At 71.6% G+C, this 25,503-nt stretch carries 28 protein-coding genes; 18 read left to right on the top strand and 10 right to left on the bottom strand.

Annotated elements, in window-relative coordinates:
- Positions 1 to 82: 82 nt before the first annotated feature.
- Entirely contained in the window at positions 83 to 1,045 is a 963-nt protein-coding gene (locus tag GWK15_RS06915; protein ID WP_209442082.1) for an alpha/beta fold hydrolase, read from the bottom strand.
- Between the two features lie 126 nt (positions 1,046 to 1,171).
- On the opposite strand from GWK15_RS06915, the gene GWK15_RS06920 reads away from it, so the two are divergent.
- The 4 genes from GWK15_RS06920 (at position 1,172) to GWK15_RS06935 (ending at position 5,676) form a co-directional block, all read left to right on the top strand.
- Entirely contained in the window at positions 1,172 to 2,152 is a 981-nt protein-coding gene (locus GWK15_RS06920) for a Bug family tripartite tricarboxylate transporter substrate binding protein (RefSeq protein WP_168040502.1), read from the top strand.
- A 135-nt stretch (positions 2,153 to 2,287) separates the two neighbouring features.
- Positions 2,288 to 2,536, top strand: coding sequence for a DUF6111 family protein (locus GWK15_RS06925; protein ID WP_168040504.1), 249 nt, complete (start codon positions 2,288 to 2,290; stop codon positions 2,534 to 2,536).
- Positions 2,533 to 3,783 carry a CCA tRNA nucleotidyltransferase gene (locus GWK15_RS06930; protein WP_211844061.1) on the top strand — a complete coding sequence of 417 codons (1,251 nt, stop codon included), beginning with the start codon at positions 2,533 to 2,535 and terminating at the stop codon, positions 3,781 to 3,783. Before GWK15_RS06925 ends, GWK15_RS06930 begins: the two co-directional genes overlap by 4 nt.
- Positions 3,784 to 3,924: 141 nt before the next feature.
- The gene (locus GWK15_RS06935) at positions 3,925 to 5,676 is read left to right on the top strand and encodes an ABC transporter ATP-binding protein (RefSeq protein ID WP_168040506.1); all 1,752 of its coding nucleotides are present in this window, start codon (positions 3,925 to 3,927) and stop codon (positions 5,674 to 5,676) included.
- Between the two features lie 12 nt (positions 5,677 to 5,688).
- On the opposite strand, the gene GWK15_RS06940 is transcribed toward GWK15_RS06935, so the two are convergent.
- Together GWK15_RS06940 and GWK15_RS06945 are read right to left on the bottom strand one after the other, a co-directional pair.
- Positions 5,689 to 6,303 (bottom strand): hypothetical protein, encoded by a 615-nt coding sequence (locus GWK15_RS06940; protein ID WP_168040508.1) that lies wholly within the window; start codon positions 6,301 to 6,303, stop codon positions 5,689 to 5,691.
- A gap of 87 nt (positions 6,304 to 6,390) precedes the next feature.
- On the bottom strand, positions 6,391 to 8,433 hold the full coding sequence (locus GWK15_RS06945) for a 4Fe-4S dicluster domain-containing protein (RefSeq protein ID WP_168040509.1): 2,043 nt from the start codon (positions 8,431 to 8,433) through the stop codon (positions 6,391 to 6,393).
- An 87-nt stretch (positions 8,434 to 8,520) separates the two neighbouring features.
- Between GWK15_RS06945 and GWK15_RS06950 the strand changes: the two genes are divergently transcribed.
- From GWK15_RS06950 to GWK15_RS07010, 13 genes are all read left to right on the top strand, one after another.
- Entirely contained in the window at positions 8,521 to 9,216 is a 696-nt protein-coding gene (locus tag GWK15_RS06950; protein ID WP_168040511.1) for a biotin/lipoate--protein ligase family protein, read from the top strand.
- Positions 9,213 to 9,761: a DUF6505 family protein gene (locus GWK15_RS06955; RefSeq protein WP_168040512.1), complete on the top strand. Its 549-nt coding sequence runs from the start codon at positions 9,213 to 9,215 to the stop codon at positions 9,759 to 9,761. The genes GWK15_RS06950 and GWK15_RS06955 overlap by 4 nt, the downstream gene beginning before the upstream one ends.
- Positions 9,758 to 10,798: a DUF6352 family protein gene (locus GWK15_RS06960; RefSeq protein ID WP_245211496.1), complete on the top strand. Its 1,041-nt coding sequence runs from the start codon at positions 9,758 to 9,760 to the stop codon at positions 10,796 to 10,798. Before GWK15_RS06955 ends, GWK15_RS06960 begins: the two co-directional genes overlap by 4 nt.
- Positions 10,795 to 11,307, top strand: coding sequence for a DUF3305 domain-containing protein (locus GWK15_RS06965; protein WP_168040514.1), 513 nt, complete (start codon positions 10,795 to 10,797; stop codon positions 11,305 to 11,307). Before GWK15_RS06960 ends, GWK15_RS06965 begins: the two co-directional genes overlap by 4 nt.
- Positions 11,304 to 11,930 carry a DUF3306 domain-containing protein gene (locus GWK15_RS06970; protein WP_168040517.1) on the top strand — a complete coding sequence of 209 codons (627 nt, stop codon included), beginning with the start codon at positions 11,304 to 11,306 and terminating at the stop codon, positions 11,928 to 11,930. Before GWK15_RS06965 ends, GWK15_RS06970 begins: the two co-directional genes overlap by 4 nt.
- Positions 11,931 to 12,032: 102 nt before the next feature.
- Positions 12,033 to 12,635, top strand: coding sequence for a TorD/DmsD family molecular chaperone (locus GWK15_RS06975; RefSeq protein WP_168040519.1), 603 nt, complete (start codon positions 12,033 to 12,035; stop codon positions 12,633 to 12,635).
- A 23-nt stretch (positions 12,636 to 12,658) separates the two neighbouring features.
- The gene (locus tag GWK15_RS06980; protein ID WP_168040521.1) at positions 12,659 to 12,910 is read left to right on the top strand and encodes a twin-arginine translocation signal domain-containing protein; all 252 of its coding nucleotides are present in this window, start codon (positions 12,659 to 12,661) and stop codon (positions 12,908 to 12,910) included.
- Between the two features lie 24 nt (positions 12,911 to 12,934).
- Positions 12,935 to 15,871, top strand: a complete 2,937-nt coding sequence (locus tag GWK15_RS06985; protein ID WP_168040523.1) for a formate dehydrogenase subunit alpha — start codon at positions 12,935 to 12,937, stop codon at positions 15,869 to 15,871.
- Between the two features lie 24 nt (positions 15,872 to 15,895).
- The gene (gene fdh3B, locus GWK15_RS06990; protein ID WP_456306835.1) at positions 15,896 to 16,483 is read left to right on the top strand and encodes a formate dehydrogenase FDH3 subunit beta; all 588 of its coding nucleotides are present in this window, start codon (positions 15,896 to 15,898) and stop codon (positions 16,481 to 16,483) included.
- Between the two features lie 14 nt (positions 16,484 to 16,497).
- Positions 16,498 to 17,487 (top strand): formate dehydrogenase subunit gamma, encoded by a 990-nt coding sequence (locus tag GWK15_RS06995; RefSeq protein ID WP_168040527.1) that lies wholly within the window; start codon positions 16,498 to 16,500, stop codon positions 17,485 to 17,487.
- A gap of 79 nt (positions 17,488 to 17,566) precedes the next feature.
- Positions 17,567 to 18,097, top strand: coding sequence for a molybdopterin-guanine dinucleotide biosynthesis protein B (gene mobB / locus GWK15_RS07000; RefSeq protein ID WP_168040529.1), 531 nt, complete (start codon positions 17,567 to 17,569; stop codon positions 18,095 to 18,097).
- Positions 18,098 to 19,348 carry a molybdopterin molybdotransferase MoeA gene (locus tag GWK15_RS07005; protein WP_168040531.1) on the top strand — a complete coding sequence of 417 codons (1,251 nt, stop codon included), beginning with the start codon at positions 18,098 to 18,100 and terminating at the stop codon, positions 19,346 to 19,348.
- Complete coding sequence (locus GWK15_RS07010) at positions 19,349 to 19,708, top strand: hypothetical protein (protein WP_168040533.1); 360 nt, start codon at positions 19,349 to 19,351, stop codon at positions 19,706 to 19,708.
- Between the two features lie 7 nt (positions 19,709 to 19,715).
- On the opposite strand, the gene GWK15_RS26270 is transcribed toward GWK15_RS07010, so the two are convergent.
- The 3 genes from GWK15_RS26270 to fdhD are packed head-to-tail and all read right to left on the bottom strand — an operon-like array spanning position 19,716 to position 21,390.
- Positions 19,716 to 19,841, bottom strand: coding sequence for a hypothetical protein (locus tag GWK15_RS26270; RefSeq protein WP_272870002.1), 126 nt, complete (start codon positions 19,839 to 19,841; stop codon positions 19,716 to 19,718).
- 21 nt (positions 19,842 to 19,862) lie between these two features.
- Positions 19,863 to 20,507 carry a molybdenum cofactor guanylyltransferase MobA gene (mobA, locus tag GWK15_RS07015; protein ID WP_168040535.1) on the bottom strand — a complete coding sequence of 215 codons (645 nt, stop codon included), beginning with the start codon at positions 20,505 to 20,507 and terminating at the stop codon, positions 19,863 to 19,865.
- Entirely contained in the window at positions 20,497 to 21,390 is an 894-nt protein-coding gene (gene fdhD, locus GWK15_RS07020; RefSeq protein WP_168040537.1) for a formate dehydrogenase accessory sulfurtransferase FdhD, read from the bottom strand. The genes mobA and fdhD overlap by 11 nt, the downstream gene beginning before the upstream one ends.
- Before the next feature lie 111 nt (positions 21,391 to 21,501).
- On the opposite strand from fdhD, the gene GWK15_RS07025 reads away from it, so the two are divergent.
- Complete coding sequence (locus GWK15_RS07025) at positions 21,502 to 22,380, top strand: alpha/beta hydrolase (protein WP_245211497.1); 879 nt, start codon at positions 21,502 to 21,504, stop codon at positions 22,378 to 22,380.
- On the opposite strand, the gene GWK15_RS07030 is transcribed toward GWK15_RS07025, so the two are convergent.
- Genes GWK15_RS07030 through ftsY form a run of 4 tightly spaced genes read right to left on the bottom strand, consistent with a single transcriptional unit; the run spans position 22,377 to position 25,372 of the window.
- On the bottom strand, positions 22,377 to 22,976 hold the full coding sequence (locus tag GWK15_RS07030; protein ID WP_338147206.1) for a hypothetical protein: 600 nt from the start codon (positions 22,974 to 22,976) through the stop codon (positions 22,377 to 22,379). The genes GWK15_RS07025 and GWK15_RS07030 overlap by 4 nt on opposite strands.
- On the bottom strand, positions 22,973 to 23,767 hold the full coding sequence (locus tag GWK15_RS07035) for a creatininase family protein (protein WP_168040541.1): 795 nt from the start codon (positions 23,765 to 23,767) through the stop codon (positions 22,973 to 22,975). Before GWK15_RS07035 ends, GWK15_RS07030 begins: the two co-directional genes overlap by 4 nt.
- Before the next feature lies 1 nt (position 23,768).
- The gene (locus GWK15_RS07040) at positions 23,769 to 24,341 is read right to left on the bottom strand and encodes a peroxidase-related enzyme (RefSeq protein ID WP_168040543.1); all 573 of its coding nucleotides are present in this window, start codon (positions 24,339 to 24,341) and stop codon (positions 23,769 to 23,771) included.
- Between the two features lie 29 nt (positions 24,342 to 24,370).
- On the bottom strand, positions 24,371 to 25,372 hold the full coding sequence (ftsY, locus tag GWK15_RS07045; RefSeq protein ID WP_168041427.1) for a signal recognition particle-docking protein FtsY: 1,002 nt from the start codon (positions 25,370 to 25,372) through the stop codon (positions 24,371 to 24,373).
- Positions 25,373 to 25,503: the final 131 nt, after the last annotated feature.

Raw genomic sequence — 25,503 nt, forward strand, 5'->3', positions numbered from 1 at the left:
TATGAAGGGGACAATAGGCCGGCCGTGCTTGTCGGGATGATGCAGCGCGGGTGAATTAACGGAAAGGCACCAGTCGGGCGCGTTACCGCCAGAGGCCCCGCGCGGCCAGCCAGTCCTGCACCAGGGCCGCGACCTCGTCCCCGTTGCGATCCATCATGATCATGTGGCTGTTGCCGCGGATGCCCTGCGCGGGCAGGTCGACCACCTCCACGTTGCCGCCCGCGGCGCGGACCTGGTCGGCGAAGGCGATGCCGCGCGCGCGGATCGCCGGCCAGCGGGGGTCGCCCTCGATGTAGTCGCCGTAGAGCATCAGCACGGGTATGTCGCGCAGCGCGGCGACCTTTTTGGCTAGGCCGGTCGAGGCCGGTTCCACCAGCACCAGCGCCCGCACCCTGTCGGGCCATTCCTGCGCCGCGCGCCAGGCGAAGAAACCGCCCTGGCTGTGCGCGACCACCGCGGCCGGCCCGGCGCGGCCGAGCAGCGCGCCATAGGCCTCGAGCGTCAGCGCATCCGTCGAGGTGAAGCGCGGCACGGTCTGGCGGATGAAGTTGGCCCAAGATTCGGGATCGCCGGGGAAGAGGTTGCCCGGCAGCAGTGCGCCGTCCTGGGGCGTGCCGGTGCCGATGCGGAAGCGCTCCCAGGGGTTCTCGACGGTCAGCGTCACCGGGATGCCGCCGGTCTCCTCCGGGATGCGCATCCAGCCGGAGCGGCCGCGCTCCACCGCGTCCGAGACCACCACCTCCCAGCCGCGGCGAAGGAAGAAATGCTGCCAGCCCTCGCGTCCGTCGGGCGTGGTTTCCCAGCAGGCGCCGGTCAGCCCGCCGCCATGCCAGAGCATCAGCGGCACCGTCCCGCGGCGCGGCGCGGGGACCATGACCTGCGCATACATCCCGCCCACCAGGTAGGTGCCGTTCGGGTCGAGCACCGCCGGCGCGCTGCCGGGGGTGAAGAGCACCTCCCGCACCGGTTCGCCCGCGACCCGCACTTCCCGCCCGCCAACGTGGAAGGACCCCCAGCGGGCGAGGGCGATGGGCGTATCGGTCATGCGCGGCGTGTCCTGGCGTGTCGGCGGCCACCATGGCCGCGGCCCGGCCGCCTCTCAAGACGCCTGGACGCGGCGGGGCCGCGCCGGGCAGGCTGCGCAGCGGGAGACAACATCCGGGAGAGACCCATGATCCGACGCCGCGCCCTCGTCGCCGCGCCGGTGCTGGCACTTGCCGCGCCGGGCATCGCCACAGCCCAGCAGGGCCCCTGGCCGAACCGGCCGCTGCGCATGGTGATCCCCTGGCCGCCGGGGCAGCAGACCGATGTCGCGGGGCGCCTGGTCTCCCAGATGCTGACCGAACGGCTCGGCCAGCCGGTGGTGCCGGACAACCGTCCCGGTGCCGGCGGGCAGATCGGCACCAACCTCGTCGCGAAGGGCACGCCGGACGGCTACACGCTTCTTGCCGGTTCGCTCGGCCCGATCACCTTCGGACCGTTGGTCAGCCGCCCGCCCTATGACGTCGAGAAGGAACTCGCCCCCGTCGCGCTGTTCGGCGAGGCGCCCTTCATCGTGCTGGTGAAGCCCGAGTCACCGGCGCGCGACCTCAAGGGCCTGATGGACATGCTCAAGGCCAGGCCCGGCCACTACACGCACAATTCCTCGGGCGTCGCGGGGGCGCAGCACCTGGTCACGGCGCTGTTCCTGGCCAGGACGGGGCTCGACGCGCTGCACGTGCCCTTCCAGGGCAGCGGGCCGGCGCTGGCCGCACTGCTCGGGGGCCAAGTGGATTTCGGCTTCGACACGCCGGCGGCGGCGGGGCGGCTCATCGCGGCGGGGCAGTTGCGGGCCCTCGCGGTGACGACATCGCGCCCCTCGCCGCTCGTGCCCGGCGTGCCGCCGATCGCGCAGGCCGGCGGGCCGGCGGACTACCACGTCGATTCCTGGGCCTCCGTGATGGTGCAGACCGGCACGCCGCAGCCGATCATCGATCGCCTCGCCGCCGAGATTACGGCCGGCTTTGCGGCGCAGGACCTGCGCGACCGCTTCGCCAATATCGGCATGGCGGTCGGCGGCGTCAGCGGACCCGATGCCTTCGCCGCGCGGCTGCGGCGCGACTGGGCGACCTTCCGGCCGGTGATCGAGCAACTCGGCATCAGGGCGGAGTAGGCGCGGGCGCGCCGAAGGAGCGGCGGGGGGGAGAAGGGAACTTCTCCCCCCGGAACCCCCCTCAACCTTCTTTGGAACAGGGGGGCTGAGGCGGGGGTTTCTTCCCTTCCGGGGCAGGGCGGGTGATCCTGGCGCGTGCCCTATCTCGTCGAGCTGCTCCTGTTCCTCGCACCCTTCGCCGCCTACGGGGTCTGGCGACGGATGAACCCGTCTACGGAACCCAGCACCATCCTCCTGGTGCTGTCGGGGACAGGTGTGGTGCTCATGCTGGCGGGGGCCTTCTGGTACGGATCCTCCCGCAGCATGGCCCCCGGGGAGGCCTACGTCCCCGCCCACCTGGAAGGGGACCGCGTCGAACCCGGCCACGCGGAACCGCGCCGGTGAGCGACGCCCCGGCCGAACGCATTCCCCGGCCAGGCTTCCTCGACACGCCGGCCGTCGCCGCCGTCCTCGCCACGCTGCCGGGCGCCCGCGCCGTCGGCGGCTGCGTGCGCGACGCGCTTGCCGGCCGGCCCTCCGCCGATGTTGACGTCGCCGCACCCCTGCCGCCCGAGGAGATCGCCGCCCGCCTGCGCGAAGCGGGCCTCAAGGTCTTCGAAACCGGCCTGTCGCACGGCACCGTCACGGCGGTGAAGGACCACGTCCCGGTCGAGGTCACGGCGCTGCGCCGCGACGTCCTCACCGACGGGCGCCACGCCCAGGTCGAATGGACCACCGACTGGCGCGAGGACGCGGCGCGGCGCGACTTCACCATCAACGCCATGTCGCTGGCGCCGGACGGGTCGCTCTACGACTACTTCACGGGGCGGGCGGACCTCGCGGCCGGCACGGTGCGCTTCGTCGGCGACCCCGATACGCGCCTCGCCGAGGATTACCTCCGCGCCTTGCGCTTCTTTCGCTTCCAGGCGCGCTACGGCCTGGGCGCGCCCGATGCGCCGGCGATCGCGGCGATCCGCCGCGCGGTGCCGGGGCTCGCGCGGCTGTCGGCCGAGCGGGTGTGGATGGAACTGAAGCGGATCCTGATGGTGCCGGATCCGGTGGCGACGGTGGCGCTGATGGCGGAGACCGGCGTGCTGGCGGCGGTGCTGCCGGAGGCGGAGGGGCTCGAGGCGCTGCGGCGGCTGGTCGCGGCCCAGGCACCGGCCGACCCGCTGCTGCGTCTCGCGGCCCTGATCCCGGACGGCGAGGCCAGCCGCGCCGCGCGCCTTCGGTCCCGCCTGCACCTGTCAGGCGCGGAGGCCGATGCGCTGACCTGGCTCATGGGCGTGGCGCCCCTGCCGCGGCCCGAACCCGATGTCGACGGCGATGCCCTCCGGATCTTCCTCGCCCGCCGGGAAGGCGTCGCGCCCGAGGACGTCCAGCGCGAGGCCTGGCTGGCCGAGGCGCGGGACGGGCGCGACCGGACCCCGCTGCGCGCGCGCATTGCCGCGGCGGACTGGCCACGCTTCCCGCTGCAGGGCCGCGATGCGCTGGCGCTCGGCGCTGCGCCGGGGCCGGCGATCGGCCGCGTGCTCGGGGATTTGCGTGCGTGGTGGATCGAAGGAGGCTGCCGGTCGACGCGCGACGAAGCCCTCGCCGAACTCGCCCGCCGCATCGGCGGAGGGAGCGGCGGGACCTCACTCGGGGGATGAGTGGGGGACCGGTCCCGCCGCGTTCACCGGAACGAAACAAGAACTAGCACAGGATTTCCGGCCCCCGCAAGCCCGTTGATGTGACGGTTCGCGGGTCGGGCGGATACCGCCCCCCGCCATTCCGGGCTATGCCGCCGCCCCATGGCCGCTGCCCTCGACACCACCACCCGCGCCCTGCTCCGCCGCCTCTGGTCGGCCTATGTCGGCCATCACCGGAAGGGGATCGCCGTCGCGCTGGTCTGCACCGTCGCGGTGGCGGCGATGACCGCGCTGTATCCGGTGGTCATCCAGCAATCCTTCGACCTGTTCACCGCGGGGCGGGAAGACCTGCTCTGGGCCATCCCGATCGTCATCGTCGTGGTGACGGCGCTGAAGGCGCTCGCGCAGTTCGGCCAGGCGGTCGCCATCCAGTCCGTCGTGCTGCGGGTGATCGAGGCGGTGCAGAACGACCTGTTCCGCGCGCTCACCCGCGCCGACCTCGCCGTGGTGGCGCGCGAGGCGCCGGCCCGCCATGCCGCCCGCTTCACCACCGACGCCGCCCTGATCCGCGAGGCGCTGACCAAGTCGATCAATGCCCTTGCCGACGTGCTGACGGTCGTCGGGCTGGTGGCATCGATGGTCTATCTCGACTGGCAGATGTCGCTGGTCGCGGCACTGCTCTACCCGATCGCGGTGGTGCCGATCCTCAAGCTCGGCAAGCGCATCCGCCGTGCGTCGGGTGGCATGCAGGAACGGGTGGGGGAGGCCGCGGCCGCCCTGACCGAATCCTTCGGCGCCGCGCGCGTGGTCCGCGCCTATCGGCTCGAACAGGCGGAGGAAGCCCGCGCCGCCGGGCTTTTCGCAAGGCTGCGCGAGAGCCTCTATCACATCGCCCGCACCCGGGCGTCGCTCGACCCGATGCTCGAGGCGCTGGGCGGCTTCGCCGTCGCCGCCGTGCTGGTCTTCGTCGGCTGGCGCGTCTCGACCGGCGCGGGCACGCTCGGCGAGTTCACCGGCTTCGTGGCCGCGCTGCTGATCGCCTCGCGCCCCGTGCGCGCGCTGGGGTCGTTGAACGCGGCGCTGCAGGAAGGGCTCGCCGGCCTCAATCGCGTCTTTGGCGTGATGGACGAACCGCGCCGCATCCTCGACGCGCCTGGCGCCGCCCCGCTGCCCGAAGGCCATGGCCAGATCGCCTTCGAGGGCGTCGGCTTCACCTATGACGGCGTTCCGGATGCGGCGCTGGCGGGCCTCACCTTCGCCGCGCAACCGGGCCAGACGGTCGCGCTGGTCGGGCCCTCGGGCGCGGGCAAGTCGACGGCGATCGCGCTGGTGCCGCGGCTCTATGACGTGACGGAGGGGCACATCGCCATCGACGGGGCGGATGTGCGGACGGTGACGCTCGCCTCGCTGCGCGACGCCATCGCCTATGTCGGCCAGGATGCGGTGATCTTCGACGACACGGCGCACGCCAACATCGCCGCCGGCCATGCCGGGGCGACGCGCGCCGAGGTCGAGGACGCCGCCCGCGCCGCCGCCGCGCACGACTTCATCGCGGCGCTGCAGAACGGCTACGACACGGTGCTCGGCCCCGGCGGGTCGCGGCTGTCGGGCGGGCAGCGGCAGCGCATCGCGCTGGCCCGCGCGCTGCTGCGCAACCCCCGCATCCTGCTGCTGGACGAGGCGACGAGCGCGCTCGATGCCGAGAACGAGGCGCTGGTCCAGCAGGCGCTGGCCCGGCTTCGCGCCGGCCGCACCACCCTCGTCATCGCGCATCGCCTCGCGACGGTGCGCGACGCGGACCGGATCGTGGTGATGGAGAACGGCCGCGCGGTCGAGCAGGGCACCCATGCCGAGCTCATGGCGCTCGACGGCCTCTACGCGCGGCTGGTGCGGACCCAGGCCTTCGTGGGCTGACGCTCGCCCTGCCTATCGGACGAAGGTGATGTCCGCGCGGCGCGACTTGGTCAGGTAGGCTAGGGAGAGGCCGCCGACCACGAGGATCGCCCCCCATTCGGGCGCGTAGTCCAGCAGGTGGACGAAGACGTGCGCCACCGGCACCTCGGCGTCGTAGACGAGGTTCATGATCGCCGCGACCAGCGGGATCGCGAGCAGGTTGTAGCTGATGTAGTAGTAGAAATGGACCTCGAAGATCCCGGGGAACCGCCGCGACCGGCGCATCATGGTCGCGAAGGAGACGAGGGCGACGAGCAGGTCGATCGTCACCAGCCCCGTCAGCGCGCCGCTCGCGAGCGGGAAGTCGCCCCGCACGCCGAAGAGCCACGATTCCGGATTCCCGTCGGGCCCGCGCAGCGCGAGGAAGAGGTCGAGCGTGGCGCGGATCGGCGTCATGCTCTGCAGCGCCACGAAGACGAAGAGCAGGCCCTTGAAGCCTGGCGTGATGCCCTCGACCTCCCGCGCGGATGAGAGGTAGGCGACCGACACGACAAGGATCCAGAAGGCGGTCGCGAGCACCGCGAGCGCAATCCGGATCGAGAAGTACTCCGCATACAGCGCGAGGAGGTAGACGACGGTATCGGTCATTGCTGCGGGCGCCCGGACGTTTCCTGCGCCGCGACAATGCCCGCTGCGGGCGGCGCGCCGTATTGACGCGCATCAAGTCGCCGCCGCCTAGGACTTGTCCCGCTTTGCCCGCTCCGCCTCCCGCAGGTAGTCCTCGGTGGTCTTGGTGACCGGCCGCTCCGGGCCCGCATAGGGATCGATGCCGCCCGAGGTCGCCTCGGCGACGCGGCAATCCTCGCAGAGGTCGAGCAGCGCCTGGCGCGCCGGATCGGCGAACATCCAGTGCGCCGAGAGCTTCGCCTTTACCCGCGCGATCGAGGCCTTGGTGCCGAACAGCTTGCCGCAGCGGGCGCAGGCGGCGGGCTCTTCCTCCTTCACCACCTGCGGGACAGTGGCGGCCTCGGCGAAGCTCAGCCGCGGCTCCAGGCTGATGACCTTCTCCGGGCAGGTCGCGGCGCACAGGCCGCACTGCACGCAGGCATCCTCGAGGAAGCGGAGCTGCGGCGTCTCGGGGTTGGCCGAGAAGGCCGAGGTCGGGCAGACGCTCGTGCAGGCGAGGCAGAGCGTGCAGCCCTCCGTCGCGACCTTCGCCACGCCGAAGGGGGCGAGGGCCGGCATCGGCACGGTCTCGGCCGGCGCCTTCGCCGCCGCGCGCAGGGCGCGGAAGGCCTGCAGCGCCATCTCCCGCGGCGTGCCGATCGCCTGGTGGGTGGACGGTGCGAAGGCGAAGGGCGCGCGGGGCATGGCGGTGAGCGCCTCGCCGAGCGAGAAGGGATCGTCGGTCTCGATCGCCGCCGCGCGCGGGCCCGCATGGCCGAGGCCGAGGCCGGCCAACGCGGCGTTAGCATAGTCGATGTTGCGCAGCAGCCCCTCCGCGCCGTGCTTGCGCCTCGCGGGCAGCAGCACGCGGATCACGGAAGCGCCCCAGGCGAAGGCGCCGGCGATCAGCGACAGGTCGAGCGCGGTCGGCTCGTTCACCTTCAGCGGCAGCACGCGGGCGGGCAGGCCGTCGCCATGGCGGGCCAGTGCGTCGAGCAGCGGCTCGCCCTGCGCCTCGTCGTGCAGCAGCAGGGCGGGGGCCTCGCCGCCCGCCTCGCGATAGGCGAGCAGCAGGGTGCGGATGCGCCGCGCCAGCGCCTGCGCCGGGGGCAGGGTGTAGGTCGCCGCGCCGGTCGGGCAGACCGCGGCGCAGGCGCCGCAGCCGGCGCAGATCTCCGCGCTGATGACCACCTGGTCCTTGAGCGGCCCGGTGCCCGGGGTGATGGCGCCGGTCGGGCAGAGGTCGATGCAGCGCGTGCAGCCGTTCCGCTTGTTGCGCGCATGGGCGCAGAGGCTGCCCTCGAAGGTGATGAAGCGCGGCTTGTCGAAGGTGCCGACCAGATCGCCGGCCTGCGCGATGGCGTGTTCCACCGCCGCGGCATCGGCCGGGTCGGCGCGCAGGTAGCCCTGCCGCACCTCATGCGTCGGGAATAGCGGCGCGTTGCCCGTGAGATCGAGCACGATGTCGGCGCGGCTGACCGCGCCATCCTTGCCTGGCCCCCAGTCGAAGCGCGCGCGGGAGGAGGGGCGCGGCATGGCGGCGCCATCTACCGTCACCTCGAAGGCGCCGAGCCAACCGGTCGCGGCGCGCGCACGACCCTTCATCACCGGGAAGGGCACGGCGCGGGGTGGCGTGACCTCCTCCGCGCCGGTCAGCAGCACGGTCAGGTCGAGCCGGTCCTGCAACCGGGAAGCGGCCTCGAGCGCCAAGGCATCGCGGCCGAGCACCAGCGTGACGCCGTTGCTCTCGAGCGGCACCAGCGGCGTCGCGGGCATCGGTTCGGCGGCGGCCGCGATCAGCGCGGCCATCTTCGCGCCGGCGTTGCGGCCCTCGGTGGACCAGCCGGCGTGCTCGCGGATGTTGACGAAGGTCGGCACCGGCACCTGCGCCGCCTCGGCCTCCTGCGCGAAGAGCGGCGCCTGGGCCGTGCAGGCGACGGTCAGCGGTCGCCCGGTCGCGAGCGCCGTGAGGAAACGGTCGAGCTGCGCCATGCAGAGCTGCTCGCCGGTCCGCAGCTCGGCACCGCAGCCGCGCGCGATGGCCTTCTCGTCGAGGCGCATCGTGTCTTCGCAGGTGCACACAAGGGCGATGCGCCCGTCCGTTCCACTCATCGACCGAAAGCCCCCGACGCGCCCCCGATTGGACCTTGGGGGCTGCGCGCATATATGCCGCCCGTCACGGGAGTGCGAGGGAGCGGCGTGTCCGAGGGCCTGCCCGATCTGCCGAGCGTCTTCACCCCCATCATCGCGCTGCGCGAGGTGGGGGATGCGATGGCGCGCGCGGTGGCCGAGGCGCCGCGTCATGGCGCCGGCACGCTGGTCTGGGCGCGATCCTGGTCGCGCATCGAGGCGGCGGTCGTGCTCGAGCCGGAACAGACGCTCGCCGCGGCGCGGCCGGCGCTGCTCGCGGCCATGGTCGCCTTCGCCGATGCCGTCGCGCCCTATGGCCCGTCGGAACTGCCGCTGACCTTCGACTGGCCGGGCGGCATCCGGGTGAATGGTGGGCTGGTGGGGCGGGCGAACCTCGCGGCACCGCCCGGCTGTGCCGAGGATGCCGTGCCGGACTGGCTGGTGGCCGGCATCGAGGTCGCTTTCGCCGCACCGGTGGAGGACGAGCCGGGACTCGATCCGGGCCGCACCACGCTGTTCGAGGAAGGCTTCAACGACACGACGCCGACCGACCTGACGGCGGGCTGGGCGCGGCACCTGATGGCGAACCTCGCCGACTGGCAGGGCGGCGGCTTCCGCGTGCTGGCGGAACGCTACCTGGCGCGGCTCGACCCCGCGCTGGGGGAAGGCGCGCAGCGGGGGCTCGATCCGGCGACGGGGGACCTGCTGCTGCGCCGCGGCGCTGCGACCGAGCGGCATCCGATCGCCGGGGCGCTGGTGGCATGACACGGCTGCTGCGCACCATCCGGCTCGATCCTTCCGACGCGGTGGTCTTTCCGCTTGCGGCCGCGCCCGGCGAATGGGCTGTGCCCGGCGGCTTCTGCTTCTGGGACGACGACCTCGCATCGCTCTCGGGCAAGCGGCGCCAGGCCTTCCGCGCCGGCTTCCTCGGCCTCGGCTCCTTCGGCTGGTCCACGCTGGTGGAGGTCGCGGAGGCCGATGCGGCGCAGCGCGAGGCGGCGGTCGCGGCGCTGGCGGCGCATCTGCGCGCGACCTATGGCGCGCCGGACGAGGCCGCGGCGCGGGCGGCGGCGGCGGAGGAGATCGCCTTCGCCGAATCGCTCTGCGAGCATCCGCCCGGCACCATCGTCGCACTCGCCCGCAGCGCCGAGGGCGGCGAGGTGCGCGAGCGCTTCCGCACCCTGCACGAGCGCCCGCGCGCGGCGCGCGAATATGAGAGCATGCCCGTCTTCGCCGCCATCAGCGTCGAAGGCGAGGAGGAACCGGTGCAGCATCCCGACCTTGCGGCCATGGCGAGGACCCGCCGTTGAACGAATTGCTGTCCCCCGGCGATTTCTGGGTCGCCTCCGGCCATCATCTTTGCGACGTCATCGAGCATGGGCGGCTCGCCGCCACGCCGGACCTCTGGCGCGCCTTCCTCGCGCGTCCCGAGCTGATCCCACCCGAGGAGGCCTGCGACGCCGAGCGCGCCCTGCACGCCGCGCTGATGGCGGACCCGGCGCACCCGGTGGACCCCGCGCGCATCGCCGCCCTGGCCGATGCCGACGCGCAGGAGAATTTCGCCCAGTTCCTTGCCTTTCGCGACCGCGTCGCGGCGCGGCCATCGCTCGAGGAAGCGTGGCTTGCGCTCTATCGCGAGGGCGTCGACGGCGTCCCGCCGATCCTGCTGCAGATGCTGACGCACCTCGTTGCGCGGGCGGCGCTCGAGGGGGAGGGCGATCCCTTCGTGCTGCGCGCCGGCGAATTGCTCTTCCGCACCCAGCGCGCCGGCATCCACCAGGGTGCCACGCTGCTCGCCGACGAGGAGGTGGTCGAGATGCGCGGCCGCGACGGCGGCTTCGGCGCGCTCGGGCAGTTGCTGGTCGAGGCCGGCGCCCCGCCGCGCGAGGTCGAGCTCGACGTGCTGAACGAGGCGAACGGCACCGCCTATCACGGCCGCTCCGACGCGCATGACTTCGCCCTCGACATCGCCGAGGGGCGCGAGGGCAGCCGCGGCATCGGGCGGATGCTGGAACGCTTCATCCGCCACATGTTTGGGGAGGAGGTCGCGATCCAGGCTGTGCCGGTGATCGAGGACCGTGCCTGGACCTGGCATGTCGGCCTCGACGCCGAGGCGACGGCGATCGCCAACGACCTCTGGCACGGGAAGAAGGTGCGGCAGGAACGGCTGGCGCGGATCCTCTGGCTCGGCGTGCTGGAATTCCGCGATGCGTCGCGCGTGCTGCCGCGCGTGGCGGGTCGGCCGGTCTACCTCGCACTTGCGATGGATGCGGCGAACAAGGTGCGGATGAAGCCGCAGAACCTCGTCGCCGGCCTGCCGCTGGTCGCGAAGGAGGCCGCGGCATGAGCCTCGAGATCCCTGGCACCGTGCGCGTGCCGGTCGGTGTGGTGGTGGAACGCAGGCCCGGCGCGACCCCCTGGGCCGAATACGCCTGGCAGGCGCGCGAGGTGATCGAGGACGCGCCCGAGGCGCCACCCTGGACGGTGCTGCGGGAGGAGAGCGGCCGCACCCTGTTCCTCGCCGGCACGGCCGAGGTCGCGCTGCACCCGACCGACACCGACAACTATATCCACAACCTGCAGCAGGACCCGCCGCGGGCCTGGGTGGTGCTGCGCCCGGTCGCCGAGGCGCCGGGCTTCGCGCTCAAGACCGTGACGGTCGATGCGGGGGAAGCGCAGCTCTACGCCGAATCGGGCACCGACCTGCTCGAGGCCCTGCCCATGCCGCCCGGACTGCGCTTGCTGCTGGAACGCTTCGTCGCCGAGCACCACCGGGAGCGCGAGTTCCACAAGCGCAAGCGCGACAAGGCGGATACCGAAGCACTCGGCCGCCGGTCACGGGTCGACGGGCCGTGAGCGGCGAGGGATTCCTCTCGCGCTGGTCGCGTCGCAAGCGCGCGGCCGAGGCCGGCCTGGACGAGGCGGAACCCCAGCCCGCGCCGCCTGCCGTCGCGGCACAGGCCGCGCCTTCCGCAGCCCAGGCGCCGGCCGCGCCGCCGGCGGCGCCCCTGCCGGTGGAACCGCCCTTCGATCCGGCCACGCTCCCGCCGGTCGAATCGCTGACGATCGAGAGCGACATCCGGGACTTCCTCCGCAAGGAGGTGCCGGAAGCGCTGAAGCGCGCCGCGCTGCGCAAGGCCTGGGCGCTCGACCCGGCGATCCGCGACTTCGTCGGGCCGGCGGATTATGCCTGGGACTACAATTCGCCGGACGGGGTGCCGGGCTTCTCTCTCGATATCGTGGGCGACGTTCAGAAGATGCTGGCGCAGGCGATGGGGCTCGACGCGCCGGCGCCGCCCGCTGACGCCGCGCGTCCCGCGCATGGCGAAGACACCGTGGAGGAGACGCCACCGCCCCTCGAACCCGCTGAGCCGCCGGCGGATGCGCCGATGCTTCTGGCCGATGCGCCGGTCGAGTTGCCCGCTCCGGAGCCCCCGGACCCCATGCGCCGGCGGCATGGCTCGGCGCTGCCTAGTTGAGAGTGGGTCGCAACAACTCGCAATGATTTCAATGGATTGTGTTGCGGCGGGCGGACAACTAAATCAGTCGGGAATTGGGGAGAGAGGGAGACGGGTCCCGGCATGAGTGCCCAGGGCACCGCCATGGCTGCGACGGACGCTCTGACGACGGAGCGCGCGCGGCTCTTCGCTTTGCTGGGACGGCTGCTCGTCGCGGCGCCGGATGCGCGCCTGCTCGACGCGCTGGCCGCGCTGCGCGCGGACCGCACGCCGCTCGGGGAGGCCTATGGCGCGCTGGCGCGGGCCGCCGCCGCGGCCGATTCCGTCTCGGCGGAGCGGGAATTCCACGACCTCTTCATCGGGCTCGGGCGCGGCGAGCTGATGCCCTTCGGCTCCTACTACCTCACCGGCTTCCTGCACGAACGGCCGCTCGCGGAGCTTCGCGGCGACCTCGCGCGCCTTGGCCTCGAGAAGGCCGAGGGCGTGGCGGAGCCGGAGGACCATATCGGATCGGAATGCGAGGTCTATGCCGGGCTGCTCTCGGGCAGCTTCGATGGCGGGGCCGGCGAGGCCGAGGCCTTCTTCGCGAAGCATCTGCGGCCTTGGGCCGGGCGGTTCTTCGCGGATCTCGAGCAGGCGCAGGCGGCGCGCTTCTACCGCGCCGTCGGGCAGTTGGGGCGCGTTGCGGTGGACATCGAGCAGGCAGCCCAGGAGCTGCCGCAATGAGGATGACCGGGGAGAGGCATGAGATGAGCAGGACCGAGAAGAACGTGGCTGAGCGCCGTGGCCTCCTGAAGGCGCTCGGGCTGGGTGGCGCCGCCGCGGCGGCGACGACCGTGGCGGCGAGCGGCGTGGCCGAGGCGGCGGAGTGGGTCCGCGCCGATTCGGTGCCCGCCGGCATCGCCCGCAAGGAGAACGAGGCCGAGCGCGTGAAGGCCCGTTACCAGGCGAACAGCGCCGAGGTGCAGGACTTCTACCGCACCAACCGCTACGGCGGCTGACGAGAGAAGAGGGAGCGAAACCCCATGCTGATCAAGCGTTCCGAGGCCCGCGCCGGCAAGCAGCGCCTGGCCGCGGCCTATGCCGGACTGTCCTCGGGCGGGCTCGACCGCCGCGCCTTCCTCAAGCGCGCGGGCGTCACCGGCTTCGGGCTGTCCGCGCTCGGCGCCATTCCGCTGACGACGGTGCGCCCGGCCAAGGCTGGTCCGGTCGATATCTCGAAGCCGATCACGCGGGTGAAGAACATCTGCACCCATTGCTCGGTCGGCTGCACCGTCACCGCCGAGGTGCAGAACGGCGTCTGGGTCGGCCAGGAGCCGACCTATGCCAGCCCGATCAACCGCGGCACCCATTGCGCCAAGGGCGCCTCGGTGCGCGAGCTCGTCCACGGCGACCGCCGCATCAAGTATCCGATGAAGCTGGTGAACGGCCAGTGGCAGCGGATGACCTGGGACGCCGCGCTGGGCGAGATCGGCGAGAAGCTGATGGCGGTGCGCCAGGCCTCCGGGCCCGATTCCGTCTTCTGGCTCGGCAGCGCCAAATTCTCGAACGAAGGCGCCTACCTCTTCCGCAAGTTCGCCGCCTTCTGGGGCACCAACAACGTCGACCACCAGGCGCGCATCTGCCACTCGACGACGGTCGCGGGCGTGGCCAACACCTGGGGCTACGGCGCGCAGACCAATTCCTACAACGACATCCGCAACGCCAAGACCATGATCATCATGGGCGGCAACCCGGCCGAGGCGCATCCGGTGTCGCTGCAGCACGTCCTCTCCGGCAAGGAGATGAACCGTGCGAACATGATCGTCATCGACCCGCGCTTCACGCGCACGGCGGCGCACGCGACCGAATACGTGCGCATCCGCCCGGGCACCGATATCCCGATCATCTGGGGCATGCTCTGGCACATCTTCCAGAACGGCTGGGAGGACAAGGAGTTCATCCGCCAGCGCGTCTACGGCATGGACGACGTCCGCGCCGAGGTCGCGAAGTGGACCCCGGCCGAGGTCGAGCGCGTGACCGGCGTGCCGGGCGCGCAGCTGCGCAAGGTGGCGGAGATGTTCGCCACCCAGAAGCCCTCGACGTTGATCTGGTGCATGGGCGCCACGCAGAAGACGGTCGGCACGGCCAATGTCCGCGCCTATTCGATCCTGCTGCTCGCCACCGGCAATGTCGGCAAGGAAGGCACCGGGGCGAACATCTTCCGCGGCCACTGCAACGTGCAGGGCGCGACCGATTTCGGCCTCGATGTCACCTCGCTGCCCGCCTATTACGGTCTCGATGAGAATGCGTGGCGGCACTGGTCGCGCGTCTGGGGCGTTTCCTACGAGAGCATGATCGCCCGCTTCGACAGCAAGGCGATGATGGAGACGCCCGGCATCCCCACCACGCGCTACTTCGACGCGGTGACGATGCCGGTGAACGCGCAGACTGGCCTCGCCCAGCGCGACAACTTCAAGGCGATGATGGTGTTCGGGCACGGCGGCAACACCGTCACCCGCATGCCCGAGGCGGTGAAGGGGCTCGAGAAGCTCGACCTGCTGGTGGTCGCGGACCCGCATCCGACGACCTTCGCCGTGCTCGCGAACCGCCGCGAGAACACCTACCTCCTGCCGATCTGCACGCAGTTCGAGACCAACGGCAGCCGCACGGCGTCCAACCGCTCGATCCAGTGGGGCAGCCAGGTCGTCAAGCCGATCTTCGAGAGCAAGGACGACTACGAGGCGATGTATCGCCTCGCCGGCGCGATCGACGCCGCGGCGCAGAAGCGGAACATGACCTTCCGCATGCAGGCCGAAGTCTTCAAGGACCTCGAGATCAAGGACAACGCGCCGACCGCCGAGAGCATCCTGCGCGAAATCAACCGCGGCGCGATCAGCACGGGCTACACCGGCCAGTCGCCCGAGCGGCTGAAGCTGCACATGCAGCACCAGGACAAGTTCGACCTGGTGACGCTGCGCGCGAAGGACGATGCGCCGGCCGAGATCCGCGGCGACTTCTACGGCCTGCCCTGGCCCTGCTGGGGCAAGCCGGAATGGCGCCATCCGGGCAGCCACATCCTCTACAACACCAACCTTCACGTGAAGGAAGGCGGCGGCACCTTCCGCGCGCGCTTCGGCGTCGAGCGCAACGGCGTCTCGCTGCTCGCCGACGGCTCCTTCTCGAAGGGGTCGGAGCTCACCGACGGCTATCCGGAATTCACCACCGCGGTGATGGCGCGGCTTGGCTGGGACGCGGAGCTGACGGCGGAGGAGAAGGCCTCGATCCAGCGCCAGGGCGGGACGGCCTCCTGGGCCACCGACCTGTCCATGGGCATCATCCGCGTGACCATGGAACATGGCGTCATGGCCTACGGCAACGCCAAGGCCCGCGCCAATGCGTGGAACCTGCCGGATCCGGTGCCGGTGCACCGCGAGCCGATCTACACCCCGCGCACCGACCTGATCGCGCAGTACCCGACGCTGTCCGATCGGCGCGGCTTCCGCCTGCCGAACATCGGCCAGACAGTGCAGAACCGCGCCAAGGACCTCGCGCCGAACTTCCCGATCATCCTCTCCTCCGGCCGCCTGGTGGAATACGAGGGCGGCGGCGAGGAGACGCGGTCGAACCGCTGGCTGGCCGAGCTGCAGCAGGACATGTTCATCGAGATCAACCCGCGTGATGCGGCGTCGCGGAACATCCGCGACGGCGCCTGGGTGCTGGTGAACGGGCCCGAGATGCCGCAGGGCAAGGCCGTGAAGGTGAAGGCCCTGGTGACGGAGCGCGTCGGCGCCGGCGTCGCCTGGATGCCCTTCCACTTCGCCGGCTGGTTCATGCAGGAGGACCAGCGATCCAAGTATCCGCAGGGGAGCGACCCGATCGTGCTCGGTGAATCCGTGAATGCCGTCACGACCTACGGCTACGATCCGGTGACCTTCATGCAGGAGACGAAGGTCACGCTCTGCCAGATCCGCGCGGCGTAAGGGAGGAACACGATTATGGCCCGCATGAAGTTCCTTCTCGACTCCGACCGCTGCATCGAGTGCAACGCCTGCGTCACGGCGTGCAAGAACGAGAACGAGGTGCCCTGGGGCATCAACCGCCGGCGCGTCGTCACGCTGAACGACGGCAAGCCGGGCGAGCGTTCCGTCTCGATGGCCTGCATGCACTGCACGGACGCGCCCTGTGCCGCCGTGTGTCCGGTGTCCTGCTTCTACACGACGGCCGATGCCATCGTGCTGCACGACAAGGACCTGTGCATCGGCTGCGGCTACTGCTTCTACGCCTGCCCCTTCGGTGCGCCGCAGTATCCGCGCATCGGCAACTTCGGCAGCCGCGGCAAGATGGACAAGTGCACCTACTGCGCCGGCGGCCCGCAGGCCGACAACTCCGAGGCCGAGTTCATCCAGTACGGCGCCAACCGCATCGCGGAAGGCAAGCTGCCGCTCTGCGCGGAGATGTGCTCGACCAAGGCGCTGCTCGCCGGCGACGGGGAGGTGATCGCCCAGATCTACCGCGAGCGCGTGCAGCGCCGCGGCTATGGCGCCGGCGCCTGGGGCTGGCGCACCGCCTATCGCGAAACCGTGGCGATCTGAGGGAGAGCGACGCGATGAAGATCCGCATCCTCGCCCTGCTCGCCGCGCTGATGATGGGCGCGGCGATCCCGGCCTTCGCGCAGGGCACCCCGCGCGAGCCTTCGGTCGCCGACGAACTGGCGATCCAGTCCCTGCTGACCGGCAATCCCGTGCATGGGCGGATCTCCATCCCCGACCAGCGCGCGGCCAACCTGATCCAGCCGCAGGGCCGCGAATGGCGCGCCTTCCACAACGTGACGCTCGCCTGGGTGGGCGGCATCGCGGTGGTCGGCATGCTCGCGCTGCTGACCGTCTTCCGCATGGTGAAGGGCCGCATCCCGATCGAGGGCGGTCCCGCCGGCCGCACCATCCAGCGCTTCAACGCCTTCGAGCGCGCCAATCACTGGATGGTGGCGTCCTGCTTCATCATCCTCGCGCTGTCGGGTCTGAACCTGACCTTCGGCCGGCACGTCCTGTTGCCGGTGGTGGGGCCCGAGGCGTTCACCGAGGTCAGCCACTGGGGAAAGATGGCGCACAACTTCCTGGCCTTTCCCTTCACGCTCGGCCTGGTCTTCATGCTGCTGCTCTGGATCAAGGACAACATCCCGAACGGCACCGACATCCGCTGGCTGAAGGCGGGCGGCGGGCTGGTCGGCAACGCGCATCCGGACAGCGGCCGCTTCAACGCCGGGCAGAAGGGGATCTTCTGGATCACCGTGCTGGGCGGCGCCGTCGTCGCGGTGTCCGGCTACATGCTCGTCTTCCCCTTCTTCTTTACCGATATCCAGGGCATGCAGCTCAGCCACATCGTGCACAGCATCCTCTCGGTGCTGATGATCGCGGTGATGCTGGCGCACATCTACATCGGCACGGTGGGGATGGACGGCGCGGTCGATGCCATGACGACGGGCCAGGTCGACCTCAACTGGGCGAAGCAGCACCACAACCTCTGGGTCGAGGAGGAGATGGCGAAGGGCCGCGGCGCGGTGCCTCCGGCCTCGGCCAAGGCGGCCGGCGCCGATTGACCGCGCCCCCTTCGGGTCGCATGACGGGCGGGCGCGCGGTTCAGGCCGGGCGCCCGTCGCATTTTCGGGGGATGCGGAATTGACGCGGATCATCGGCCTCGCCGGCTGGAGCGGGGCGGGCAAGACCACGCTGATGGTGAAGCTGCTGCCTGCGCTGATCGGGCGCGGGCTCGCCGTCTCCACCCTCAAGCACGCGCATCACCGCTTCGACGTCGATACGCCGGGCAAGGATTCGTATGAGCACCGCCGCGCCGGCGCGCAGCAGGTTATGGTCGCATCGGGCGCGCGCTGGGCGCTGATGACGGAACTCCGCACCGCGCGGGAACCGACGCTGCGCGAGCTGCTCGCGCGCATGGACCCGGTCGACCTGGTGATCGTGGAAGGCTTCAAGCGCGACCTGCACCCCAAGATCGAGGTGCACCGCGCGGCGAACGACAAGCCCTGGATGCGGCCCGACATGCCGGGGATCGTCGCCGTCGCCTCGGACGTCGCGCCGCCCTACGATCTGCCCCGCGCGCATCTCGACGATGTGGGGGCGGTCGCGGCGCTGGTGCTGGCGCATGCGGTGCCGGTCGCCGACATCGCCTGGGCCGTGCGGCAGGAGGCCTGAATGGCGCAGCTCAGCGACGACTGCTTCGCCTTCGGTGGCGCGCTGATGTCGGTGGAGGAAGCGCAGGCGCTGATCGCCGAGCGCGTCCCGCCGGCCGTGGCCGCCGAGCAGGTGCCCCTCGCCGCCGCGCGTGGCCGCGTGCTGGCGCGCGACCTGGTCGCGTCGATCCCGCTGCCGCCTTTCTTCAACGCCGCGGTGGATGGCTGGGCCTTCCGCCACGACGACCTCGCCTACGGGTCCGAGACGCGCCTCGACGAAGCCGGGCGCGTCGCCGCCGGGCATGTGCCGGCGCGCCCGGTCGGTCAGGGCGAGGCCGTGCGCGTCTTCACCGGCGCGCCCATGCCCTATGGCACCGACACCTGCGTCATGCAGGAGGATGTGCGCCACACCGGCCGTTCGATCCTGGTGCCGGATGGCCTGAAACGCGGCGCCAATGCCCGCCCGGCGGGCGAGGACGTCGCCAAGGGGTCCGTCGCACTGACCGCGGGCCGGCTGCTCGGCCCGGCGGAGATCGGGCTTGCCGCGGCGCTCGGCCAGCGCACGCTCGCGGTGCGGCGGCGGCCGCGGATCGGCGTGTTCTCCACCGGCGACGAGCTGATGGAACCGGGTTCGCCGCTCGGCCCGGCGCGGACCTATGACAGCAACCGCTTCACCCTGCTGGCGCTGCTCGCGGGCCTGCCCTGCGAGGCGGTGGACCTCGGCATCCTCCCTGACGACCGCGAGCACACCGCCCAGGCGCTGGCCGCCGCCGCCGGCCACCATGACCTTCTGCTGACGAGCGGCGGCGTCTCGACCGGCGAGGAGGACCATGTCCGCGCGGCGATCGGGACGCAGGGGCGGCTGGTGTTCTGGCGGCTCGCTGTGAAGCCGGGCCGGCCCGCCGCGATGGGCGTGGTGGCCGGCACGCCGGTGGTCGGGCTGCCGGGCAATCCGGTGGCGGCGGTGGTGTGCTTCCTGCACCTGGCGCGGCCGTTGTTGATGCGCCTCGCAGGCGCTGCCGACCGGCCGCTGCCGCGGGTCGGCGCCGTGGCGGATTTCGCCTATCGCAAGAAGGCGGGGCGGCGCGAATACGTCCGCGTCACCCTCGCGACGCAGGACGGGTTGACCACGGCGCGGAAATTCCCGCGCGAGGGGGCGGGACTGCTGTCCTCGCTCACGGAATCCGATGGCTTCGCGGAGCTGCCCGAGGCGGTGACCGAGGTCGCGCCCGGCGATCGCCTCACGGTGCTGCCCTTCGCCGGCATCCTCTGAGTGCCGGCCGCGGCCTCGGGGCTGCTGCTGTGCCTGCTGGGGCTGGTGCTGCTGCGGCGGGACATCCGCAGCCTGTGGCGGCGGATGCGCTGGCGGCGCGCGCAAGCGACGGTCCAGTTCCAGCCGACCGCGGCGGGGCCGGCCTGGCGCTTCGACTTCGTGCTGCCGGACGGATCCCCGGTCAGCGTGCCGACGAACAGCCTCCGCGATTTGGCGCGGCGGGACGGGCCGGGGCCGGTGACGATCCTCTACGACCCGCGCGCGCCGTCGCGGTACGTTGAGATCCCCGGTCGGCCGGGGCTCGCCGCGCTGGTCGGCGTCGGCCTCGTGGGGCTTGGGGTCGCGGCCCTGCTTCGATAGGCGCGCGTCAGATGCGCGCGCCGCTCGTGGTGAAGGCGACCTGGGCGGTCTCCTGGACCTTGGTGTCGAGGACATAGGCCGCGCCGACGGCGACGATGACCGCGACGGCGATGCCGGAAACGATGGCCTTCATGATGGCGCTCCCCTCATGGCTTCAGGGCTGTTCTATGGGGGCGGCGAGGTCCGCTTGCAACAGCGGCAGCAGGGCCTCGGCCGCGGCGAGATCCTCGGGTGCATTGGCATTGAAGAAGGGGTCGACGGGGCGGTCGGGCCAGTCCGCATGGGCGCAGCCATGGCGGGCGGTCCATCGGTCGATCTTGCGCTCGCCGCCGGTCAGCGCGGCGCGCAGGTCGGACCGCAGAGCGACGGGCCAGAGGCCGACCGGCGGGTGCGTCTGTCCGCCCGATCGCGCGCAGGCCAGCGGCACACCCGCCGCTTCCCGCGCCGCATGCAGCCGCGCGACGAGGTCGCCCGGGATGAAGGGTGAATCCCCGGGCACCGAGACGACCCATGGCAGGTCCGGCCGATGTTCCGCCGCCCAGTCGAGCGCGGCGAGGATGCCCGCGAGCGGTCCGGGATGGTCCGGCAGCCCGTCCGGCACGATCGGCAGGCCATAGCCCGCGAAGCGTGCCGGGTCGCCATTGGCGTTCACGATCACCGCCGCGACCTGCGGCGCGAGCCGCCCCAGCGCGTGTTCGAGCATCGGCTTCCCGCCGAGCACCCGCAGCGGCTTGTCCCCGCCGCCCATCCGCCGCGCCAGGCCGCCCGCGAGGACGACGCCGAGCGTGTCAGCCCTCATCGCCGGCCGCCATCGCCTCGGCGCTGTTCTTGCGCCAGTGCTTGGCACTCTCCTCCTCGACGTAGGAGAGGTCGGCGTCGAAGACGATGCGGTCCTGCCCCGCCAGCGCGACGAAGCGCTTGCCCTTGCAGCGGCCGATCAGCGTCAGGCCGGCTTCGCGCGCCAACTCGACGCCCCATGCGGTGAAGCCCGATCGCGAGACCAGGATCGGGATGCCCATGCGCACGGTCTTGATCACCATCTCGGAGGTCAGGCGGCCGGTGGTGTAGAAGATCTTGTCGCCGCCGGTCTCGCCGTTGCGGAACATCCAGCCGGCGATCTTGTCCACCGCGTTGTGGCGGCCGACATCCTCCATGTAGACGACCGGCTGGTCCTGCCAGCACAGCGCGCAGCCATGGATCGCGCCGGCCTCCAGATAAAGCGTCGGCAGCGTGTTGATCCGGTGCAGCAGCCGATAGAGCCATGAGGTGCGCAGCTCGGCCTGCGGCAGCTGCACCTGCGCGAAGCCTTCCATCAGGTCGCCGAAGGCCGTGCCCTGCGCGCAGCCCGAGGTCAGCGTCTTCTTGCGGAGCTTCTGCTCGAAGTCGGTCCGCTCGGGCGTGCGCACCACCACCACGCCGAGGTCATCGTCGTAGTCGACACCCGTCACCACCGCGTCGTGGCGCAGCATGCCCTGGTTCAGCAGGTAGCCGATGGCGAGGTCCTCGGGCCGGTCGAGGATCGTCATCATCGTCACGATCTCCTGTCCGTTCAGGTAGAGCGTGAGCGGGCGTTCGACGGTGACGCTGGTCTCGACCGGCTTGCCGGTGTGGTCGATGCCGGTGACGCGGCGCGTCAGGCGTGGGTCGGACGGGTCGGGCTGGACGCGCAGCAGGTCGGACATGCCACCGAGATGGGCGGGAAACGGCCGCGACGCAAGCGAGAGGCCCGGACTGCTTCCGTCTGGCCGGCGTGCCATGCGAGCGTTGCCGGAACGACAGCGGAAGGGTTGTCCATGGCCGAGATCGACAGCGTCCGCGCCTTGCTGACCGGCCGCCCGCGCCCCGTGGGCTGGACGCAGCGGCGTGCGCGGATGGAGGAGGTCTGCGCCGCCGATGGCATCCCGCCCGGCATCACCTTCACGCCGGCCGAGATCGCCGGCATCCCGGCCGAATGGTCGGCGGCACCGGGCAGCGACGCGTCGCGCGTGCTGCTGTTCCTCCATGGCGGGGGGTATTGCTCGGGTTCGATCGTCAGTCACCGCACCATGGCGGGCGGCGTGGGGAAGGCGGCCGGAATCCGGACCTTGGCGCTGGGGTTCCGCCTGGCGCCGGAGAACCCGTTCCCGGCCGCCCTCGACGACGCGCGCGCGGCCTTCGAGGCACTGCTGGCCCAGGGCTTCGCGCCGCAGGATATCGCGGTGGGCGGGGACAGCGCGGGAGGCGGCCTGTCGCTGGCGCTGATGGTCTCGCTGCGCGACGCGGGGCGGCCGTTGCCGGGCTGCGCCTGGCTCGCCTCGCCCTGGGTGGACCTGGCGATGACCGGGGCGACGATGGAGACCAAGGATGCGGTCGATCCTCTGATTCATCGCGGCTACCTCGAGGAACTCGCGGGGGCCTATTGCGGTGGGGCGGACCGCGCCGATCCGCTGGTTTCGCCGCTCCATGCCGACCTGCGCGGGCTGCCGCCGGTGCTGGTGCAGGTGGGCTCGGCGGAGACCCTGCTCGACGATGCCGTGCGCATCGCGGGCCGGCTTGGCGCGGCGGATGTTCCGGTGCGGCTCGAGGTCTGGCCGCACATGATCCATGCCTGGATGCTGTGGTCGGCGCGGCTGACGGATGGGCGGCGGGCTTTGGCCTCGGCCGGCGCCTTCCTGCGCGGGCGGGGCGTCTAGGGCAGGTAGATCCCGCGCCCGGCGTAGTGCCGCGCGAAGGCCGCGATCGGCAGGCGTGCATCGGCCTGCGATGCAGGCGTGTCGCCCGAGGGATTGTGGAAGCGCAGCGCGCCGTCCGCGGTGCCGAAGACCAGCACCAGGTGGCCGCCGCGGGAGGGCGGTTCCACCTCCCCGCGTCGCACCCAGGGATGGACCGAGGCGATGAACAGCCCGCCATTCGCGACGAGGGAGGCGATCTCCTCGGCCGGCACGTCGACGCGCACCTCGGCGGGTAGGCGCGGGACCTCGCGCAGCCAGGCGACGGCGGGCGCGTAGATCAGGCCGCGGATGAAGCCGTCCGGCTGGACCACGTAGCCGCCGCGCACCGTCAGGTCCCGCGCCAGGTCGAAGGCGCGCGGCGGCGTCAGGCCGCGCGCCGCCAGCGCCATGCGCAGGCAGGCGACGCCGCAGAGATGGTCCGCCCAGGTCTCGTATTCCGCGGCGCTGCCGGCGCCCGAGCGGTGCCATAGCGGGTCATCGGCGGCCTTCAGCGCGCCGGACAGGATCTGCGCGATCCTGTCCGCACTCTCCCATTGCCCGAACCAGGGTGGGATCACCGCGGTCCCTGCGCGCGGCCCCGCCGCCAGACGTCGTCGGGCGGGGACCAGTTCGCCGGATTGCGCAGTTCCTTGGCCAGCCCCTCGGCCATGGCCTCGAAGATCGCCTTGCCCTTCTCCGGCGTCGCGGCACGGGCATCGCCCCGCACGCCAGTCACGGGCGCGCGCTCGCTGAAGGACCAGAAGCGCGTGATCGCCGGATTGGCCGGCGGCGCGCTGGGGGAGACGGAGTTCGCGATCTCGTTCATGCGCACCTGGGCGGGGTCGAGATGCATCCAGATGCTGGTCTCGCCTTCGCAGGCATGGGCGATGCCGGGCTGGGCCGTCAGCGCCTGGCTGATCGCGTCCGGCGCAACGCGCGTGATCGAGGTCGTCAGCACCGGAATGCCGAATTCATGCGCGAGTTCGCGCGCGGCCACGGCCAGCGGCTCGTTGTTGCCGCCATGGCTGTTGAACAGCATCACCTTGGAGAAACCGTCCGCGAGCAGCGAACGCACGATGCAGCGGAGCACGCCGGCGAAGGTCGCGTAGTCGAGGCTGATCGTGCCGCCGAAAGGGAAGTGGTGCTCGGACAGGCCGAGCCACATCGGCGGCGTCACCACCGCCGGCAGGTCGGCGCAGAGTTCCGCCGCGCGGACGCTGACGGAGTGGCCAATGAAGGAATCGGTCCAGACCGGCAGGTGCGGCCCATGCTGCTCGAGGCTCGCGACCGGCACGACCACGACGGCGTCGCGTGCAGCGAGGGCGCGCAGTTCCGGGGCGGTCAATCGTTCCCAACGCACTTCGGTCATCTCAGCCGCGCCCCATCGCATAGAATTCGTCGTTCGGCCGCAGGCTGGTCACGTTCGCGAGCCGGTTGGACATGCCGAAGAAGGCGGCGATCGCCGCGATGTCCCAGATCGCCTCGTCGTCGAAGCCGGCCTTGCGCAGCGCCTTGTGGTCGTCGTCGTTCACCTCGTTGGCACGATCGGTGACCTTCAGCGCGAATTCGAGCATCGCCTTCTGCTTGTCGGTGATGTCCGCCTTGCGCCAGTTCGCCGCGATCTGGTCGGCGATCAGCGGGTTCTTGGCGCGGATGCGCAGGATCGCGCCATGCGCCACAACGCAATACTGGCACTGGTTCCGCGAGGAGACCGCGACGACGATCATCTCGCGTTCCGCCTTGGTCAGCCCTTCCGACTTGTCCATCAGCGTGTCGTGATAGGCCATGAAGGCGCGGAATTCTTCCGGCCGGTGCGCGAGCATCAGGAAGACGTTCGGGATGAAGCCCGACTTCTCCTGCACCGTCAGGATCCGCGTGCGGATGTCCTCGGGCAGGGTGTTGATGTCGGGGATCGGGGTGCGCGCGGCTGGCTTGTTCTTCATGGCGCGGACGATGGCGCCACGGGCGGGTGTCAGTCCAGCCCCAGCAGGCCGCGGGCGAAGTCCCGCGCCTCGAACGGCCTGAGGTCCTCCGCTTTCTCGCCCACGCCCACCACATGCACGGGCAGGCCGAAATCCTGGGCGAGGGCGACGACGATGCCGCCCTTGGCAGAGCCGTCGAGCTTCGTCACCGCGAGGCCGGTGACGTCCACCATCTCCTTGAACACCTTCACCTGCTGGACGGCGTTCTGGCCGGTGGTGGCATCGAGCACGAGCAGCACGGAATGCGGCGCCGTCTCATCCACGCGGCGGATGACGCGGATCACCTTCCGCAGTTCCTCCATCAGCGCGGACTTGTTGTGCAGCCGGCCGGCGGTGTCGACCAGCAGCACGTCCAGGCCTTCCTGCTTCGCCGTGGTGAGCGCGTCGAAGGCGAGGCCCGCGGCGTCGGCGCCCGGCTTGGCGGGCGGGAAGAAGCGCGCGCCGGTGCGATCGGCCCAGACCTGTAATTGCTCCACGGCGGCGGCGCGGAAGGTGTCGCCGGCGACGAAGCCGGCCTTCAGCCCCTGGTCGCGATACTGCTTGCCGAGCTTCGCGATGGTCGTCGTCTTGCCGGTGCCGTTCACGCCGACGACCAGCACGACATGCGGCGCGCGGGCGGTGTCGAGCGTCATGGGCTGCGCGACCGGCGCCAGGATGGCGGCGATCTCCTCGGCGAGCGTCGCCTTCACCTCCTCGTCGCTGACTTCCTTGCCGAAGCGGGTGCGGCGGAAGCCCTCGACGATGCGACGCGAGGCCGCGACGCCGAGGTCGGCGGCGATCAGCGTCTCCTCGAGCTCCTCGAGCGCCGCATCATCCAGCTTCCGCTTCGTGAAGAGGCCGGTAACGCTGTCCGTGAGTTTCGCCGTGGAGCGCGCCAGGCCGGCCTTGAGGCGAGAGAACCAGCCCCCCTTGGCGGGGGCGGGGTCGTCCGCGGGCGGATCGGCGGCAAGCGCGGTGGGTGGGGGGATCTCGACCGGGATCGGCTCCGGCATCGGCTCGGGGACCGAGGGCGGGGTCTCCGCCGGGCCGGGCTCGGGCGTCTCGGGGCCGGGGGGAGGGGCCTCGGGCGGGCCGGGGATCGGCAGTTCGGGCGGCCGGGGCTGTTCCTCGGGCTCGGCGCCCC

Source organism: Neoroseomonas oryzicola (assembly GCF_012163135.1).
GTDB lineage: Bacteria > Pseudomonadota > Alphaproteobacteria > Acetobacterales > Acetobacteraceae > Neoroseomonas > Neoroseomonas oryzicola.